Origin of the sequence: Catenulispora pinisilvae (assembly GCF_015356865.1) — a bacterium.
GTDB classification, from domain to species: Bacteria; Actinomycetota; Actinomycetes; order Streptomycetales; family Catenulisporaceae; genus Catenulispora; species Catenulispora pinisilvae.
Genome location: NZ_JAAFZA010000225.1, coordinates 1 through 16,763 on the forward strand (window position 1 = coordinate 1; position 16,763 = coordinate 16,763).

At 68.9% G+C, this 16,763-nt stretch carries 14 protein-coding genes; 7 read left to right on the top strand and 7 right to left on the bottom strand.

Features of this window, described 5'->3' with window-relative positions; all coding sequences use genetic code 11:
* Window positions 1–467 precede the first annotated feature (467 nt).
* The 3 genes from IZR01_RS39210 to IZR01_RS39220 all read left to right on the top strand — a co-directional run bounded on the left by IZR01_RS39210 (window position 468) and on the right by IZR01_RS39220 (window position 2,673).
* Window positions 468–1,121, top strand: a complete 654-nt coding sequence (locus IZR01_RS39210) for a hypothetical protein (RefSeq protein ID WP_194894752.1) — start codon at window positions 468–470, stop codon at window positions 1,119–1,121.
* A 219-nt stretch (window positions 1,122–1,340) separates the two neighbouring features.
* Entirely contained in the window at window positions 1,341–1,919 is a 579-nt protein-coding gene (locus tag IZR01_RS39215; protein ID WP_194894751.1) for an RNA polymerase sigma factor, read from the top strand.
* A 4-nt stretch (window positions 1,920–1,923) separates the two neighbouring features.
* Window positions 1,924–2,673: a hypothetical protein gene (locus IZR01_RS39220; RefSeq protein WP_194894750.1), complete on the top strand. Its 750-nt coding sequence runs from the start codon at window positions 1,924–1,926 to the stop codon at window positions 2,671–2,673.
* Window positions 2,674–2,869: 196 nt separating this feature from the next.
* Here the strand turns inward: IZR01_RS39220 and IZR01_RS39225 are convergent, their stop codons facing one another.
* A complete protein-coding gene (locus IZR01_RS39225; protein WP_194926802.1) occupies window positions 2,870–4,402 on the bottom strand; it encodes a hypothetical protein in 1,533 nt (510 codons plus the stop codon).
* Window positions 4,403–4,612: 210 nt separating this feature from the next.
* Here IZR01_RS39225 and IZR01_RS39230 point away from each other — a divergent pair, with 210 nt between their 5' ends.
* Window positions 4,613–5,620 carry a zinc-binding dehydrogenase gene (locus IZR01_RS39230; protein ID WP_194926809.1) on the top strand — a complete coding sequence of 336 codons (1,008 nt, stop codon included), beginning with the start codon at window positions 4,613–4,615 and terminating at the stop codon, window positions 5,618–5,620.
* Window positions 5,621–5,635: 15 nt separating this feature from the next.
* Here the strand turns inward: IZR01_RS39230 and IZR01_RS39235 are convergent, their stop codons facing one another.
* Complete coding sequence (locus IZR01_RS39235; RefSeq protein WP_194926803.1) at window positions 5,636–7,081, bottom strand: hypothetical protein; 1,446 nt, start codon at window positions 7,079–7,081, stop codon at window positions 5,636–5,638.
* A gap of 279 nt (window positions 7,082–7,360) precedes the next feature.
* Between IZR01_RS39235 and IZR01_RS39240 the strand changes: the two genes are divergently transcribed.
* Window positions 7,361–7,903, top strand: a complete 543-nt coding sequence (locus IZR01_RS39240) for a ricin-type beta-trefoil lectin domain protein (RefSeq protein WP_194894747.1) — start codon at window positions 7,361–7,363, stop codon at window positions 7,901–7,903.
* Between the two features lie 106 nt (window positions 7,904–8,009).
* On the opposite strand, the gene IZR01_RS39245 is transcribed toward IZR01_RS39240, so the two are convergent.
* Both IZR01_RS39245 and IZR01_RS39250 read right to left on the bottom strand, forming a co-directional pair.
* On the bottom strand, window positions 8,010–8,321 hold the full coding sequence (locus IZR01_RS39245) for an AzlD domain-containing protein (RefSeq protein ID WP_194926804.1): 312 nt from the start codon (window positions 8,319–8,321) through the stop codon (window positions 8,010–8,012).
* The gene (locus IZR01_RS39250; protein ID WP_194926805.1) at window positions 8,318–9,055 is read right to left on the bottom strand and encodes an AzlC family ABC transporter permease; all 738 of its coding nucleotides are present in this window, start codon (window positions 9,053–9,055) and stop codon (window positions 8,318–8,320) included. The genes IZR01_RS39245 and IZR01_RS39250 overlap by 4 nt, the downstream gene beginning before the upstream one ends.
* Window positions 9,056–9,220: 165 nt before the next feature.
* Here IZR01_RS39250 and IZR01_RS39255 point away from each other — a divergent pair, with 165 nt between their 5' ends.
* Window positions 9,221–9,760, top strand: coding sequence for a helix-turn-helix domain-containing protein (locus tag IZR01_RS39255; RefSeq protein ID WP_194894744.1), 540 nt, complete (start codon window positions 9,221–9,223; stop codon window positions 9,758–9,760).
* Between the two features lie 45 nt (window positions 9,761–9,805).
* Window positions 9,806–10,759 carry a DUF6924 domain-containing protein gene (locus tag IZR01_RS39260; RefSeq protein WP_194926806.1) on the top strand — a complete coding sequence of 318 codons (954 nt, stop codon included), beginning with the start codon at window positions 9,806–9,808 and terminating at the stop codon, window positions 10,757–10,759.
* An 89-nt stretch (window positions 10,760–10,848) separates the two neighbouring features.
* Here IZR01_RS39260 and IZR01_RS39265 read toward each other — a convergent pair whose 3' ends face one another.
* From IZR01_RS39265 to IZR01_RS39275, 3 genes are all read right to left on the bottom strand, one after another.
* Window positions 10,849–11,217: a hypothetical protein gene (locus IZR01_RS39265; RefSeq protein ID WP_228561109.1), complete on the bottom strand. Its 369-nt coding sequence runs from the start codon at window positions 11,215–11,217 to the stop codon at window positions 10,849–10,851.
* A gap of 201 nt (window positions 11,218–11,418) precedes the next feature.
* Window positions 11,419–12,339, bottom strand: coding sequence for a YobF C-terminal domain-containing protein (locus tag IZR01_RS39270; protein ID WP_194926807.1), 921 nt, complete (start codon window positions 12,337–12,339; stop codon window positions 11,419–11,421).
* 81 nt (window positions 12,340–12,420) lie between these two features.
* Window positions 12,421–16,362 (bottom strand): Kelch repeat-containing protein, encoded by a 3,942-nt coding sequence (locus tag IZR01_RS39275; protein WP_194926808.1) that lies wholly within the window; start codon window positions 16,360–16,362, stop codon window positions 12,421–12,423.
* Between the last annotated feature and the right edge of the window lie 401 nt (window positions 16,363–16,763).

Genomic DNA, 16,763 nt, shown 5'->3' on the forward strand with positions numbered 1-16,763 from the left:
GTTGTGGGGGTCGGGATGGTCGTGGCGGTCGTTGGGGTCATGGGGCCGGTTGTGGGGTTGGCGGCGCTCGTGGCGGTCGTGGCGGTCGCGGTGTGCATAGTGTTCGTGGCCTGAGTGCTTGTCCGTGATCTCGTCGGGCCGCTACCGCACGTGGCCTGACGAGATCGCGAGCAGGCACTCAGTAGTACCTCGCTCATAGTGTGACTCTCGTCATACTCCAGAGGTGTATCAGGGTACGTTGATAGGCCTCCGCGCGCGGAGACTTGTAGCGCCGCTGCGACAGGTCTCAGCCAAGGCTTGACCACGCGTTCCTATGCGTTGACACCGAAGATGCGCATTGGAAGTATCGGCGTCTGAGTTCATAAGAACTCTGACATGGGGGAGACGGCCAAGTGAGGATGCACTTGGCCGTCGGTATCCCCAGGTCACCGCCCAAGCTGAAAGGACAACCTGTGAGGATGCCCTCCATGTTAGCGCGCAGTGGCGCTGCTCTCATCGCCGCCTTGGCGATGATTGTCAGCTACGCGCCGGCCTCCAACGCGGCGCCCGCAGCACCCGCCGCGCCGCAGATGACTGTCGTCGCCACCTCCTCCGCACACTCCTTGACTCTCGACGAAGTCAAGGCGATGGGGCTGGAGAAGTACGTCGACACCTCCCACTACAAGACAAGTCCCGCACCGACCGGACAGATCACAATCTCCTTGCCCGGCGCAACTACCGCGCCGGCAAAGGCTGTCCGGCGCCCAGCCTCGGATGGGGCCTCACCACAAGCCTCCGGCTGCTGGTCGAACCACGAGTACATCAAGTACACCGCGGCCCTATGGCCCCACCCCTACATCGAGGGGTACGCCGACGTCACCTGGTGCGGCGGTGGAACGTGGATCACCTACGCGAACAGCACCTGCGGCGGCGACGCCAACTGGCCCTCGTACCAATACGAGAGTTGCAACATCCACGCCGACTACGGTGCGGGATGGAACGTGTACAACGTCGATACACACTGGGACCTGTGCACCGACGTCTTGCTTACGGTCGGCAACTGCGTGATTCATAAAAACCCGGAGATGGCCTACCAGTACAACGGCGATGGCGGCTATCTGCGCTACATCAACAACACGTGAGCCTGACGTAAAAGCTGGAGGCTAGTTCTGGCCCCGGACCGCCGAGGATCGTCCTCCGCTGGCTCGGGGCCAGAACTCTATCCGTGGTGCACAGGCGTGAGCTGCCACGACTTGCAGTCCCGACCCGCCCTCCACCAAGCCTGCGGGATCGGGATCTGGGTTGCCGCAACACAGGCACGGGAACTGATCATGAAGCTATGGGCATATAGGGGTGTGACCATGTTCCGCGACCATGTGGAAACCGACCGGCATCTTTGGGATCGGGTGCAGGCAGACGATGCGAGCGCGTATGAAACGATCTTCCGCCGCCACGTTACAGCGGTGCACAACTTCTGTGCGCACAGAGTGGGATCCTACGACGTTGCCGACGACCTGACCTCCACAGTATTCCTTGAAGCTTGGCGCTGTCGAAGACGGCTGTCAGTCGCAGCCGCGGGTGCTTCGCCCCTGTTGTTCGGGATCGCCAAGAACGTATGCAGCCAGCACCTGCGGAGGTCCAAGCGGCAGCTGCTTGCCATCCGAAGAGCCCCCGTGGAATCGATTTCCCTCGATCACTCAAGCCAGGTCGCGGAGGATGTCGACAACGAGAAGGATCTGCTGGCGATGCGCGACGCGCTGGCCGATCTCCCAGCCGACCAGCGAGCCGTGATAGAGCTATGCCTGATAGGAGGCCTCGGAGTGGATGCGGCAGCCGAAGATCTCAAGATTCCTGCCGGCACTGTGAAGTCTCGCCTTTCACGAGGCCGCGCACGACTGGCCGTCAGTCTCGCCGAGATCAATGCCTCTAGGACGGAGTAAGGCCATGGAAGCCGAAGCGCTCGCGACAGTTCGCCAAATCTCGACCGCCAAGCAGCAGGCCATCTGGGAGGAAGTCGCGGCAGGAATTAGCGCCGCAACCGCACCGGTGCCTTCACGGCGACACCTCAAAACCAGAGTCGTCATCGGCGCGGGCACCGCCGCAGCCGCGATCGTCGCAGTAGCAATCACCATGAGCCCGTCTGCTGCCGCCTGGAGCGCCGTACCCACACAGCTGACAGGCAGCAGCCTTTTCCAGGCGGAAAACGCATGCCGCATACAGGTAAACAAGCTGCCCTACCTTGAAGGCCGTCCCCCATCGGATCCACTGCTCTCAGTACTCGGAGAGAAACGCGGCACAACAACCAGTGTCTTCCTCACAGACGGTCATACCATCGCGCTGTGCCTCGGTACCAAAGACTCCCGCTACGTCGGGATCGAAACGCTCCCCGCACCACCCGGCCAAAACGACGCGATACACATCGATGATGCCAACGGAGGGGACCTGACACCGGGGACGGGGACACGCTTCGCGTACGGCCGCGTGTCCGAAGGCATCACCGAAGTCATTGTGAAGACGACCGGCGGCGACTCTGTCACCGCCACCTGCGACGGAAGGTTCTTCATGGCATGGTGGCCCTCCGGCGCAAATGTAGCGGACGTGATAGGGCTCGATTCGTCCGGAAGGGTTGTTGCACAAACCCGCCCGGCCGCAGCACCCGCCGGAGCACAATCTCCCACGCATCGTCCTGCCTAGACGGCTTCATCTGCCAGGTAAACCTCTCAAGAGGCTGTCCGTGATCCCGGGGAACCGGGCGGTGTATGAGGGCGGGTACTTGCTGGATGCGTGAGGCTCCTGGAAGAGCAGCGGTTATCTATGCCATCCGCACTACCAGGAGCCGTCGCGGAGTTTGCCATCTTGTTGTCCGTTCCGGCCAGCGCAATGCGCGTGATCATTTTGATGGCATGTCGCCTCGCCGGGCCACGCACGGCATTACCACGAGCGGCCTGCCGAGATCACGGACAGGTATTGAGTCGCCGGGTTCGGAGGTGTCGGCCCGGTTCCGGCGCTGAGCGTCGGCACCGATGCCCGGCGCGCCGGCCAGGTGATCGGCCAGGTGATCGGCCAGGTGCCGCAACCGGTGTCGCAGACCGGCCAGCGCCCCGGTGGTCGGGAGCAGGTCGTCGAGCAGCGCCGTCAGCCGGTCGGGATCGGGTATCAGGGTACGGATGCGCGGCGAGTGGCTCAGCAACGCGTTGGCGGGCAGCGTCCATGTGCACAGCGCCCACCAACCCATCGTCACCTCGAAGGCGCGGTCACCCAATCCGGGAGCCAGCTTCTCGGCCGTGGCGACCATGAGCCGGTGTTCGGCTTCGGTCCCGGGTTGTGGCCGGCGGCCTTCCGGGTCGGGCAGCGCTTCGGCCCGGGTCTCCTGCCAACAGGCCGCGAACTCCAAGGCCAGTTCCATGACCTGCCGTAAGGCCGTGAACACCGGAACCACCAGGCAGTCCGGCGGGGCACCCGCCTCCACGAACGCGCCGGCGGTCAGCGCGACCCAGCGGCCGATGATCGGCGGCGCCGAGGCGATGACCTCGGCCAATGGCTCCAGCGCGGTCTCCAGATCGCGGGGCGCACGGCCCTCGGCCGCGGTGACCGCGCGTTGGGTGGCCACGGCCAACAGCCGGCCGTCCTGTTCGAGGTGCGCGCGCAGGACCGTCGTGGTCCAGAAGTCCACCGGGGACGCGGACAGAGCTGCCGCGAGATCGTGCAGGGCGTCGCAGCGGTACGGCAGGTCCGTGATGGCGTCCGACATCGTCAGGCCGACCACGGCTTCGACGATCTCGTCGAAGTAAGGGATCTGCGCGGCACGCGAGCGCTGCGATTCGGGTTGCGGTTCGGATTCCGGAAGAAGGTCCAGCAGGGCAGTGGCGGTCTGCACCCACTGGCCGAGGTACCACCAGTTCTGGACCATCTCCTCGACCCAGGAGACCATCTTCGGGATCACTTCGGACATCTCGGATACCAGCCCGGCCTGGAGGCCGGCGATCAGCGCGGGGTCCGGAGACGTACCGATGACATCGGGCGCGTCGGGGTCCGGCGGCATGTCGATGATGCCCAGGGTTTCCAGGCCGGGCATTTCGAGCGCGACGCAGTACTCCCAGGTCTCCAGGAAGTCGGCGGCCATGCCCAGCATCCGCTTCAGGGAGCCGAACAGCGGCGCGAGGAGTTGATCGGGCGGCGCGCCGTGCCGGATCAGCTCCACGCCGGCCGAGGCCGCCCACAGCGCGGGTTCCGGCACCGTGGTCGCCGTGACGAGGGCGAGCGCCGCGAGGGCTGATTCCGCTTCCGGACCCGATATGCGCCCGGCATTCTCGGAGAGCATCATCGCCGCCTCGCCGAGGGCGGCGAAGTCCTGTTCCACACTCGCGCGGACCAGCTGGTCGCACCACTGATAGAGCGACTGATCGAGCGGCAATTCAGGCATTGATATCGCGTCCGTTCCACACTGCGGGAGGAATCGACGCTGCCACAAGTGAATCGCCGCGATGACGGTAAAAACAACAACGGCACGGGCCGCGCGTTCGAAGCTTCTGAGGCACTTCCGTACTGATCGTTCTCACTTCGGCTAAGTGGACGCCTGCGTCCGTTAATGTCGCATCGTACCTGCTCAGAGGTTCATGAGATGGAGATGGCGATGCGTGCAGTCGTGGTCGAGCGGTTCGGTGACCCGTCCGGGATGGTGGTGCGGGACGTCGCGGATCCGGTGCCGGACGCCGGTCGGGTCGTGGTCCGGACCGAGGCGATCGGGGTCGGCGGGGTCGACGTGGTGATCCGGCGCGGAGCGCTCGGCAGCTTCGGGTTCGAGCCGGGGCTGATCCCGGGTAACGAGGTGGCCGGGACCGTCACGGCGGTCGGGGACGGCGTCGACGCGTCGTGGATCGGGCGGCGCGTGTGGGCGTTCACCGGGGAGACCGGGGGCTACGTCGACTTGGCCACGGCGGGCGTCGAACACCTCACCGTCCTGCCGGACGGGCTCTCTTCCATCGACGCCGTGACTCTCGGCAGCTCGGGCCCCGTCGCACACTTCGCGCTGAGCCACGCGCACTTCGCCGCCGGTGAATCAGTGCTCGTACGCGGTGCGGCGGGCAGCATCGGCATCGCGGCGGTGGAACTGGCGTCGCAGGGCGGCGCGAAGGTCGTCGCGGTCACCACGTCTTCGGCTGAGCGCGGGCGGCGACTGCGGGAGCTGGGCGCGACGGTCGTCCTGGATCGGGCCGGGCACCCCGATGACGGCGCTCATGGCGGTGACGGTTCTCGTGGCGGTGACGGTTCTCACGGCGAGCCGGACACCTTCGATGTGATCATCGACATCGTCGGCGGGGAAGCCATCCCGGCCTTCATCGACCGGCTCGCGCCGAACGGCCGCATGGTCGTCGTGGGCGTCGTCGGCGGCATGCCGTCGCCGGACTTCGGGATGGCGGTCATGCGCTCGTTCCGGAAGTCGCTCTCGTTTGCCGCGTTCAGCCTCGACACCATTCCCGTCGGGGAGCGCAACAGCGTGCGCGCGGCGCAGTTCGACGCGGCAGCGAGCGGGGGTCTGCATCCCGTCGTCCACAGTGTGCTGAACCTTGATCAGGCTGCTGATGCGCACCGGCAGATGGACGACGGCACGGTGTTCGGGCGCATCGTCCTCACCCCGTGACGCCGTGACCCCGTGTCAGTGATGCGGGTAGACGAGGATGGACCCGCCTCCTGATGTCGAGGTGCCGAAGACGCCGACCCCGGCGCCGATCAGGGCGGGCACGAGTGTCCCCGCCGGCAAGGCGGTCGCCTGGTCGGAGTCCAGCTTGACGCTGGCCGGCGCGGCGTCCGCCGTCCCGGTGGCGGCGCCGTGGACGGTTCCGTAGACGGTCCCGTCGGTGTCGACGGCGGTCACATCGACCTCGTTGCGGGTGGCGTTCGCCTCGAAGCAGTGACCCTTGTCCGCCTGGAGGTCGAACACCACGATGCCGCTGCCGGCGATCAGGTAGTGGCCGTCCGGCGAGAGGGTGACGCCGTCGTTGCCGGCGTTGCCGATCTGGCTGGCGCTGGTCGTCTTCGCGGCGCAGGGCACTGTGGTGAGGACACGGCCGGTCTGGCCGTCGTGCAGGGCCCAGACCACGTCGGTGGCGGCGTCGGTCGGCTGCGGCCAGCGGGCCAGCACCTGGCCGCCGGGCGTCCCATCGGCCTGGACGGTCTCGTTGCTGAACTCCGTCTTCGTGCCCTGCGGTACGAAGTCGTTGCTGATCCAGGCCTTCGTCCAGAAGGCGGCGTAGCCCTGCACCAGCGGTCCGGCCGGGGTCTGGCCGATGATCTTCGCGTTCTCGCTACAGTCACCGATCGCCAGTTGGCAGGGCGCGGGCGGCTTCAGGACCGCGTCCTGGTCGCCGTAGGCGGTGACCTGACCGGTCGTCACGTCCACCACGGCCCCGCCCGCGCCGAGCTGGACCAGGACCGTTCCGCCGTCCCGGAGCGCGCTGTAGCCGTCGGCGAGGCCGGGCACCGTGATCACCCGCAGCGGGGCCACCTGGGCGCCGGACGACGCGGCGTCGAAGACTTCGAGCTGGGTCACCTCGCTGGCCTTGGTGACGGCGTCGCCGCCGAGGAAGCCGGTGCTGACCAGGACCGCGTACTCCTTGCCGGCCTTGTGGGTGACCAGGACATTGATATCAGTGCTGGAAGAACCATCGGAGGCGGCCTGCGCGGCCGGCTTGCCGCTCCAGCGGATCGCGCCGGTCTTGGCGTCGCGGGCGACGATGCTCGCGCTGGTGTCGTTGACGGTGCTGGAGCGCAGCAGGAGCAGGTTGTTGTCCGGGGCGATGACCGGGTCGTCCAACGAGGTGCCGTCGGTCGGCGGGGCGATCGACCAGCCCTTGGTGTTGTCGAAGGCCGCGGGGACGGGCTGTTGCGGTGCGGGGGCTGCCCCGGCGGATCCGGACCCTGATGCTGATGCCTGCGCTGATCCTGATGCCTGCGCTGAAGCCGTTGCCGAGGCACCCTTGCCGGGTGCGACGGTGGTCGACTTGGAGATGGCGCTGGCAGTGGAGCCGCCGCAGGCGGTGAGGGACAGGAGCATGAGGCCGACACCCGTCGCGGGCATGGCAGCTCTGATCACGTTCTTCATGCGGTACCCCCCGTGGAACGCCAAAGTCCGGGACAGACTACCGGGTGGGTGAGCCGCCCCGATCCTCAATTTCGCAGAGCCTTGACTCCGGGCCCGCACCACAACCCCCGAGCTGTAAAAGCAACGCCAGTCGCATCGGGACGGCCTGTGGCATACCAGTCACAAGATGAGAAACGGCACTCGCATTCGGCCACCGTTGACAACACTGAGCCAGGGTCCGTATCCCTGAGCGCAACGTATGTTGCCTGCCGCAACATCAACTTCAAAGGAGTCGTACCGATGATCAGTACCCGCATTCGGTTCGCGCCTCACACCCCCAGCCGCCGCGCACGCCTCGCGGTCGCCGCGGCCCTGTCCGTCGGCGCCATGGCCGCGAGCGCCGGAGCGAGCTACGCCGCCGCCGACGTCACCCCGATCACCGGCCTCGTCTACGGCATCCACGGCCTGTGCCTGGACGACACCGCCTCCGGCACCGCGGACGGCACCCCGGTCCAGATCTACAACTGCAACAACGGCGGCAACCAGCAGTGGACCCTCACCAACCCCCAGTTCGGCGCCAACACCACCGTCACCGTCTTCGGCAAGTGCCTCGACGCCCAAGCCGGCGCCACCGCCGACGGCACCCCCGTCGTCCTGTCCACCTGCACCGGCGCCGCCGACCAGCAGTGGACCCTGGAGTACGTCGGCACGTGGGTCAACGCGAAGTCCGGCACCTGCCTGGACGACACCGCGTACGGCGGCTCGGGGACCGCGTTGCAGATCTGGGGATGCAACAACGGTCAGAACCAGCTTTGGCACGCTGCCGGGCTGCCTACCGGCTGAGGTTCCAGCGGAGCCTGACGTTCCAGCGGAAGGCACTGCTGGTAGATAGTCACGTAGTCGTCGCTGACGACGTCGGCGACGCCGGGCAGGAAGTGGCAGGTGATTATCAGGGTACAAAGAGTAGGCGCAGCAGCGCGGTGGTCGCGGCCGTCCCGATGACGACGACGGGGAGTGGCATCCGGCGGGCGGCAAGGGTGACGCCGATCAGTACGCCGCCGGGCCGTTCCCAGTCGGCGAGGTGGTGGCCCTGGGTCAGTGCGGCGGTGGCGGCGAGCGCCGCGAGCAGGACGGTGGCCAGGGCGCCAAGTAGGCGGGTCGTGCGTTCGGAGAGCTGGAGGCGGCGGTGGAAGACCGGGCCTGCCAGGCGTAGGGCGTAGGTGCCCACGGCCAGCAGCGCCAGGACGGTCGCGCTGTTCACCGGTCCGCCGGTTCGGGTTCGGGTTCGGGTTCGGGTTCGGGTTCGGGGACAGAATCGCCCGATCCCTTTCGCAGCACCGCGACCAGCGCCACCGGCGCCAGCAGCAGCGGAAGCCCGGCCGGCAGCACCGGGGTCGCCGCGACGGCCAGCAGCGCGCCGAGCACCGCGGCCGTGCGCAGCCTCCGATCCCCCGCCAGCGCCGGCAGGATCAGCGCGACCATCACCGCCGGGAACACCGCGTCCAAGCCGAACGTGTCCGGGTTGCCGAGCGTCCCGGCGATCAGCGCGCCGAGCACGACCGCGGCGTTCCAGCAGACGAACAGCGACACCCCGGTCAGCCAGTACGCCGCGCGCCGCCGCCGTGCATCGTCCTGCCGCAGGGCGAACGCCACCGACTCGTCGACCACCAGGTGCGCGCCGAGCAGCCGGGTCCACCAGCGGCCGGTGTCCAGTACGTCGCTGACGGCCAGGCTGTAGGGCAGCAGCCGGGTGTTGAGCGCCAGGCCGGTGGCCACGGCCGCGAGCGCGCCGCCCCCGGCCACCAGTACGCCGACCGCCGCGATCTGCGCGCCGCCGGCGAAGACCAGCACCGACATCGCGATCGGCAGCCACGCGGGCAGGCCGCCGGCCACCGCGACGGCGCCGAAGGTCGCGCCGACCACGGCGTCGGCGGCACAGACCAGCGCGATGTCGGCCAGGGTCGGCCGACCCAGTGTTCGGCACAACGAACTCATGTCCACTAGAATGAACAGAGCATCAGGCGTTCGTCAACCCGAACAGAACAACTGCTGGAGCGAACAATGCGGAACGCGGCACCGCCCCCGAGAGGCTCGGGAGTCCCCGAAGGCCCTAACCGCCCTGGCGGCCAGGACAGCCAAGGCGGCCCGCAGCCGTCCGAGATGATCGGCCTGCTGGCCGCCTCGATCCGCCGCGAGCGCGAACGGGCCGGACTGTCGATGACCGAGCTGGCCAAGCGGGCCCGGATCGCCAAATCCACCCTCTCCCAGCTGGAGGCGGGCGCCGGCAACCCGAGCGTGGAGACGCTGTGGGCGCTGGCCACGGCCCTCGGGGTGCCGTTCAGCCGCCTGGTCGACCCGCCGCGGCCCCAGGTCCGGATCTTGCGCGCGGGCCAGGGACCGGTCACGTACTCAGAACACTCCAGCTACGCCGCGACCCTGCTGTCCTCGGTCCCGCAGGCCACCCGCCGCGACCTGTACTGGGTCGAGGCGCAGCCGGGCACGGCTCGCAATTCCGACCCCCACCTCCCCGGCTCAGTCGAGCACGTGGTCATCAGCGCCGGCGCGGCGACGATCGGGCCGATCGGCGAGGCGGTGCGATTGGAGCGAGGGGACTACATGACGTACCCCGGCGACGTCCCGCACATTTTCGAAGCGCTGGAACCGGATACCGCTGTCTTGTTCGTGCTCGAATACAGCTGACCGGGATTGCAGCTGACCGGGATTGAAGTAGCTAGGGTGTCCGCCATGTCTGCTCCCGAGCTTCCCGAGCTTCCCGCGATACAACCCGACGAGGTGCTGTTCGTCGGCACGGCGTTCGACGACGGTTTGCCCCGCTGGGACCAGATGTTTCGGGCCATCGGCGGACGACGGGAGGCCGACACGCTCCTGCTTGAGGACGGCAAGGTGCGGCTTCGCATCACCTCGGATCCGCGCTGGGAGAACGTCTCGTCGGGCAGCCTCCCCGCACTTGTGCCCGCAGGCGCGGCGCCGGCGCCGGTCATGGTCGTCGCGGACATCGGCGCGGTGTACGGCGGTCGCGACGTCCTGCTCGTAGATCTCCAGCAGATGCCCGGGCGGGGAGCGCGTATCGCAATGGGCGAACTCGGTACCGTCCTGGGCGAAGTGCTCGATGGGACCCTGCGTTTCGACGATCTGGTGCACGGAATGGACGTCGACGGCTGCTACCGGGGCGGCGGCGGCCGTCCCGCCTTCCCCGTGCCGACGGAGGTGGTGCGCACCGGGTATCCGATGCTTCCGGACGGCGGCAGCACGATCGTGGTGCGTACGTACTTCGGTGACGAGGCGGGGTGGCGGTCGCTGCTGGCGGAGTTCGGCGGGGTGGACGAGGACGGTCGGGTCGGCGCCGATCTCGACCCGGACGAGATCGACGTGGACGACTATCCGCTCACCGCCCTGGTCGTGGACGACCGCCGGTACGAGGACCTACAGCCCGGCCAAGTTCCGGCCCTGATTCCGCCCGGCGAAGGCCCCACGCTGGTCGCGCTGGCCGACGCCCGGGCGTGCGGCGAGCCGGGGCGTCCGCTGTCCGTGGTCGACGTGCACGACACCCCAGGTCTGCTCGCCGTGCTCCCGCGGCGGATGGTCGGCTCGATGGACTGCAACCTGGAACTGGCCAACATGGACTTCGCGGAGTTCGTGGCCGTCGACGGCGCCCCGGTGTGGTGGGAGCAGGGCTGACTGCGGGATGGTCTCACGACCTGCACGACCTGCACGACCTGCACGACCTGCACGATCTGCACAGCCGGCGCGCTCCGTCGCTCACGCGATCAGCCGCCCCAGCCCATCTTGATCTCGCACTCGAAGGTGACGTATCCGGCGCGGCGGAAGGCGTTCGCCATCGGGACGCTATCGAGGTCCGTGGACGCCCGGATGCGCGGCACGTCCTGCTCGGCGAGGATGCGGGTGCCCTCGGCGAGGATGTCGTCGCGAATCGCGGCTTCGCGGGCGGACATGCGGGTCAGGTCCTCGCGGCTGTGGACGTCCAGCGTTCCGGACAGCGCCGAGGAAGTCAGAGTCAGCAGTTCCTCGGTGTCGGCGAACGGCCGGAACGTCAGGCGCGCGCCGGCGCCCCGCATCGCGGCACCCGGCATCGCGGTGCCTGGCATTGAGGCGCCCGGCATTGAGGCGTCCGGCATCGCAACACCCGGCCGCCACTCCAGCCGAAGCCGCCGTTCGGTGAGCAGCCGGGCGGCGGCGGCCCTGCGCGAAGTCGTCGGCCGCCTCGTGGTCGAGGACATAGCTCAGCCGGCCGAACAGGTCGAGCTCTTCGGTTCCCGTTATCGGGCGGATGGTCACGTCGCTGTGTTCCATGGACATGGACATGGACATGGACATGATCACGCCAGCGCGACACGCAGCCGCTCATAGTTCGGCGCGAGAAGGCGCAGGCGCTCCGCCAGCACGCCGTCCTCGCGCCTGACCAGCGGGTGTTGAAGACCGCCGACGGCACGTGCCTGCCCCGCCGCGATCGCCGCCGCCTCGGCCAGCCCCAGCGTCGCCAGGCAGTGGGCGGCATCGTCGAGCCGGCGGGCGCCGACCCGGACCGCGAACCAGGCGAGGAATCCGCGGGTGCGCTCGTCCAGCCCGCGCTCCGCCACCGCGGCCAGCGCCTCCACCCCGGCCGCGCCGCCCAACGTCCCCGGCGGTACCGGCAGGTCCTGGCGGCCGGCCAGCCAACGCCGGGCGTCCGGGAGCGATCGGCGCAGCGCGTCGTCGATCGTGACGGCCCGCTCGCGGACGAAGTCGGCGCGCATCACGTAGGGAGTGTCGATGTATGCGACGGCCTTGGCCTCCCAGGCGGCGAGGAAGTCCGCAATCGGCAGCGTGGCGTAAGGGTGGGCCTGCGGATCGTGGAAGAGCACGGTGCCGTCGTCGTCCACCTGAAGGACGGCGACGAAATGGTCGGCGCCGTCGGCGTTGGGAGTGCCCGGCTGATGCAGCAACAACCCCATGTCGACCGGACCGACCAACACAGGTCCCCGCCCGGCCGCCGACCGCAGCCGCACCTCCGCTTCCTCCGGCGTCCCGCCCGCCGACCGCTCGCAGCGAAGGCCCAGCAACGCGATCGCGGCGCCCAGGCCCATATCCGGATCCCAGCCGTAGGGATCGAACAGCGGCAGGGTGCCCCCGATCAGCTCGAAGCCGAACGGCGAGCCGGTCAGCACCTCGATGACTCGCGGCGGCGGGGCGTCGTCCCCGAGCACCATGGCCAGGGAGTTCGCATAGCAGTACGGCCCGGAACCGGTGTAGTAGGTCATCGCCCCAGTGAAGACCCCGCCCCAAGGGCGGGGTCAACCAGCAGGCTCCTCAGGACACAAGCTCTTCAGGACACAGACTGTTCAGGACACTGTCAGAGTCACCGTGACGGGTGGGACCGGATAAGGGGTGCTGCTGCCGAAGACGAGATCGGCTGTGTAGGTACCGGGTTGGGCGATCTTCGACTCGTCCGCGTCCAGAGTGACCGTGACAGTCATGCGCTGGTACGGTTGCAGGGTCAGCTGCGTGGTGTTCTCAGCCAGCCAGGGGACGTTCGCCCCCGGGTCCACGGCGTAGCCCGCGAGGTGTTCGACGTCTGTGGTCGGCTGGATGCCGGAAGCGGAGCCGCCGAGCTTGTAGAAGCCCAGAGCACCGGCACCACGGTACGTAGCGTTGTCGGCGTTGGGCAGCGCGCTCCAGGTACCGGTGGCCGGGCTGAAGGCTTCGCTCTGGTTGGTCAGGCTGCTGCCGGTGGTGACGCCGCTGGAGATGACCAGCATGCCGTTGGCGCCGGCATACGCCGCGCCCCACAGCGGAACCGGCATGTCGGGCAGCGCGGACCAGGTGTTGGCGGCGGGGTCGTAGGCATAGGCGTGCTGGATGTTCGCACCGCTGCTGTTGGTGCCCCCGGCGCAGTAGAGCTTGCCGCTGACGGCGGCGCAGGAGGTCCAGGCGATCGGTTCGGGGTACGGAGCGGTGTGGCTCCAGGTGTTAGCGGCCGGGTCGTAGACGGAGACGTCGGTGGTTCCGCAGGTTGTGGCGGCACATCCACCGACGAGGTAGAGCTTGCCGCCGAGCGCCGCGCTGCCAGCTCCGGCATACGCAGTGGTCTCCGGTGCGCCGGTGGTCCAGGTGTTGCCGGCGATGTCGTAGATCTCCAGCTTCGGATCGACGGGCCCGGTGGCGGTCCAGCCGCCGGCGACATAGAGCTTGCCGTCGATGATGCCGTGCCCGGGCGCCTGTCGGCCGTCGGTGGCCGAGGCGAGTTGGGTCCAGGTGTTGGCTGTCGGGTCGAGGACGTAGAGGCTGCCGCTGGTGGTGTCGCCGAAGGACAGGCCGGCGTCTCCGAAGCCCGCGTAGACCTTGCCGTCGTAGGCGTCCGCCACGTCGTCCATCACGGCCCCGGGAAGCGGCTGCGCGTTCTGCCAGCTGTCGGGCGAGGGCGGGGGCGTCGCGGAGTGTGAGGTTTCGGGATTACCGGCCCGGGGCGGCGTTCCGGTGATGGCACCCACCGGGTAGCTGCCCGGGACGCGTTGGAGCGGCGCGCCCGGCGCCGCGTTGAGTGCGGCGGCGGAGGCGGCATCGGCTTGCTGCCCGAGCAGGAGCGTGGCCGGTGCGCTGCCGGTGTTGGTGACCGTCAGGGTTCTGCTTGTGTGGCCGCCGGATCCCACCGTGGCGGTGATCGAGCCGGGCCGGACCTGCAACTGCCCGGCTCGGAGCCGATAGTCGGCGGCGACGGCGGCGTGCGCTCGCACGTCCACCGGTCGCGGTGTACTGACATAGTCGACCTTGGCGGCGGTCAGCACGTGCCTTCCCGGCCCCGGAACGAACAGCGAGAAGAACCCGCTCGGGAGGTAGGGGTCATTCGGGTTGGTGACGGTCTGCGCGTGCACCGAGGGATCGTCCTGGTCGGTGACGGTCGCGTCGACGGCTCCTTGACCGGTGTTGGCGTCCCGCGCCGTGCCGACGACCACGCCACCGGGGATCGGGGTGAAGTCGCGCTGGCCGACGAAGACGTCGTCGATCCCCCAGTACTGGCCGTCGCGGGGCGCGATGTCCTGGAAGCGCAATCGCACCGACGGCTTGCCGGCGTAGGCGGTGAGCGGGACGTCGAGGTGGGTCTGGGTGATGATGTAGTCCCCGGCGGCGATCTCGGAGTCCGGGGTCCACACGGTGCTCCAGGTGGCGCCGCCGTCGTCGCTGGCCTGCACGTCGATCTGCTGGTAGTAGGGGTTGTCCCACCACATGGTGTCGAAGCCGACCTCCGGCCGGGTATCGGCGCCGAAGTCGTAGGCCGGGCTCACCATTGAGGTGTTGATATCGGCCGAGAAGTCGTTGTCGGCGTCCGCGACGGCGAATCCGCCGCTGCCACCGGTCTCGTTGCCCCGGGCGGCGGGGTCGTCGAACTGCCAGCCGGCGGTGGTGCCGGGCGCGTTGACGACGCTCCAGCCCGCGGGTGCGGATGTGGTGGAGTCGAAGGTCTCGGTGGGTCCGGTCAGGGTGAGCTGGTAGCCGGGTGCGGTGGCCTGCCAGGGGTCGGCGGTCGCCGCCACGTCGACCGACTGCGGGGCCTGAGTTACGTGCACTGTCTTGGTGACCACGTCGTAGCCGGGCGAGGCGGGGGCGATGGTGAGGGTGTAGTCAGCGTTCTGCGGCAGGGTCAGGGTGTAGTGGCCGGTGCGCGGGTCGGTCCACACCGGGTTGGGGTCGCCGTTGACGCTGACCTGCGCGTAGAGCGGCCAGCCCTGGCCGGAGCCGTCGGTCACGGTGCCGGATACGATCGCGCTGGGCACCGGTTTCAGGTCGGCGTTGTGCGTCGAGGTGGTGCCCGCGCCGATGGTCAGGGTCGCGGTGGCGGTGGTGTATCCGTACTCGGCGATGGTGATGTCATGGGATCCGGCGGGCAGGGCGAGGGTGTAGCGACCCTGGGCGTCGGTGTGGGTCACGTCGGTGCCGTCGCTCACCTCGGCGCCGGCGACGGGGCGACCGCTGTGGCCGTCGGTGCGGCTGTCGGTGCGGCTGTCGTTGCGGCCGTCGTTGCGGCTGTCGGTGACGATGCCGCGCAGCGTGCCGTGCGGGCCGGTGCGGAAGGCTTGGAGGCCGTCGGGGGTGCCCAGGCCGGTCGGGCCGTCGTAGCCGGAGGTGGCGTTGCACTGGTCGGCGACGGTGCAGCCGCCGTTGGTGCCGGTGGTGACGTCGTTGAGACCGGTGCCCGCGGCGTACGGGTAGGAGTTGGGATCGGTGCCCGCGGCCGGGGTGCCCGCGTCGGCGTACACACCGGCGATGATCGGGGAGGCCACGCTCGTGCCGCCGAAGACACCCCAGACGCCGCCGTCGAAGACGGCCACGCCGGTACTCGGGTCCGCGACGGCGGAGACGTCGGCGACGGTGCGCTTCGTGCAGCCGGCGTCGTGTTGGAAGGCGGGCTTGGGTTCGTAGAGCGAGCAGCCGGATCCGGTGCCGGCCCAGGCCGTCTCAGCCCAGCCGCGTGCCGTGCCCGGGGCGGGGGTCAGGTGCGTGCCGCCGACGGAGGTGACGTAGGACGAGGCCGCGGGATAGGCCACGCCGTAGCCGGAGTCTCCGGCGGAGGCTATGACGGCGACTCCGGGGTGATCGTAAGACGGATCCAGCGTGGTCGTGTCGGACGGATCCTCGCCGGAGCCGGGGGTGGCGGTGTAGTCGGCGCCGTAGGAGTTCGACACGAACTTGGCACCGAGCGCCACCGCCTCGTCCACGGACGCGGCCAGGTTGGCACTGCCCGCATCGTCGGCCTCCACGAGCAAGATGTGCGCCTGCGGCGCGATGGCCGAGACCATGTCGAGGTCCAGGGATATCTCCCCGGCCCAGCTGCCGTTCGGCGTCGGGTACTGGGTCCCGCCGGTCTGGTTCACCTTGCTGAAGCAGCCGCCGGCGCTGGTACAGGCCGACAGGCCGTACTGCTGGCGGTAGGTGGCCAGGTCGGCTTCGGCGGTGGGGTCGTCGTAGGCATCGACGATGGCGACCGTCTGCCCCGCTCCGCCGTCCGAGGGGAGCGAATACGCGCTGCGCAGATCGGCCGGACCGTAACCTGCGGGCGGGGCGGCGGCGAGGGCGAGGCCGTTCGGGTGCGCGGGTTGGTGCACGGGTTGATGCACGTCAGTGCGGCGCAGCGCGAAGCAGGAGAACGTGCCGGGCTTCGGTACGCCGCAGACGGACTGGTAGGTGGGCGAACTCGCGACGGCGGAATCCCCGGCGGTCGCGGTCGGTACCGAAACCCCGAGCGCAGCGGTGGACAACGCCGCCACGAACGCGAGCCCCCGCCCCACGCGGCGCCTTGTACGAACCATGCGGAACATGCATCTCCCCTGGAACCTAGCCGGGCCGTCGCCGAAGCGCCGATGATCCCGCGCGATCCACGGCTGCCGATGGCCCGATGGCTACGGGCATAGGGGAAAGATGCATCCCAATGCCCTGATGCCGCAAGGTGCGGGAGGCAACAAATTGGGAGTACGGGAGTCGGGGCGACGCCAAGCAGCCCCTAGCTATGCGGGAGTACGGGAGTTGAGGCGGCGCCTACCAGCCCCTGTTATGGCGATGTTATGCCCCTTACAGGCGCCCCTGCGAGGCTCGTCAACAGACGCCACAGCTCTGCCGACCGTTGACTCCTACGCCCTCGCCCAGGGAGAGCCATGCCCGCATACAAGCCAGTTCCGGCCCCAGCCCCAGC

Excerpts from the sequence above, each read along its gene's own strand:
- IZR01_RS39210 (WP_194894752.1), top strand. The coding sequence starts at position 468 with ATGTTAGCGCGCAGTGGCGCTGCTCTCATCGCCGCCTTGGCGATGATT.
- IZR01_RS39215 (WP_194894751.1), top strand. The coding sequence starts at position 1,341 with ATGTTCCGCGACCATGTGGAAACCGACCGGCATCTTTGGGATCGGGTG.
- IZR01_RS39220 (WP_194894750.1), top strand. The coding sequence starts at position 1,924 with ATGGAAGCCGAAGCGCTCGCGACAGTTCGCCAAATCTCGACCGCCAAG.
- IZR01_RS39225 (WP_194926802.1), bottom strand. The coding sequence starts at position 4,402 with ATGCCTGAATTGCCGCTCGATCAGTCGCTCTATCAGTGGTGCGACCAG.
- IZR01_RS39230 (WP_194926809.1), top strand. The coding sequence starts at position 4,613 with ATGCGTGCAGTCGTGGTCGAGCGGTTCGGTGACCCGTCCGGGATGGTG.
- IZR01_RS39235 (WP_194926803.1), bottom strand. The coding sequence starts at position 7,081 with ATGAAGAACGTGATCAGAGCTGCCATGCCCGCGACGGGTGTCGGCCTC.
- IZR01_RS39240 (WP_194894747.1), top strand. The coding sequence starts at position 7,361 with ATGATCAGTACCCGCATTCGGTTCGCGCCTCACACCCCCAGCCGCCGC.
- IZR01_RS39250 (WP_194926805.1), bottom strand. The coding sequence starts at position 9,055 with ATGAGTTCGTTGTGCCGAACACTGGGTCGGCCGACCCTGGCCGACATC.
- IZR01_RS39255 (WP_194894744.1), top strand. The coding sequence starts at position 9,221 with ATGATCGGCCTGCTGGCCGCCTCGATCCGCCGCGAGCGCGAACGGGCC.
- IZR01_RS39260 (WP_194926806.1), top strand. The coding sequence starts at position 9,806 with ATGTCTGCTCCCGAGCTTCCCGAGCTTCCCGCGATACAACCCGACGAG.
- IZR01_RS39265 (WP_228561109.1), bottom strand. The coding sequence starts at position 11,217 with ATGCCGGACGCCTCAATGCCGGGCGCCTCAATGCCAGGCACCGCGATG.
- IZR01_RS39270 (WP_194926807.1), bottom strand. The coding sequence starts at position 12,339 with ATGACCTACTACACCGGTTCCGGGCCGTACTGCTATGCGAACTCCCTG.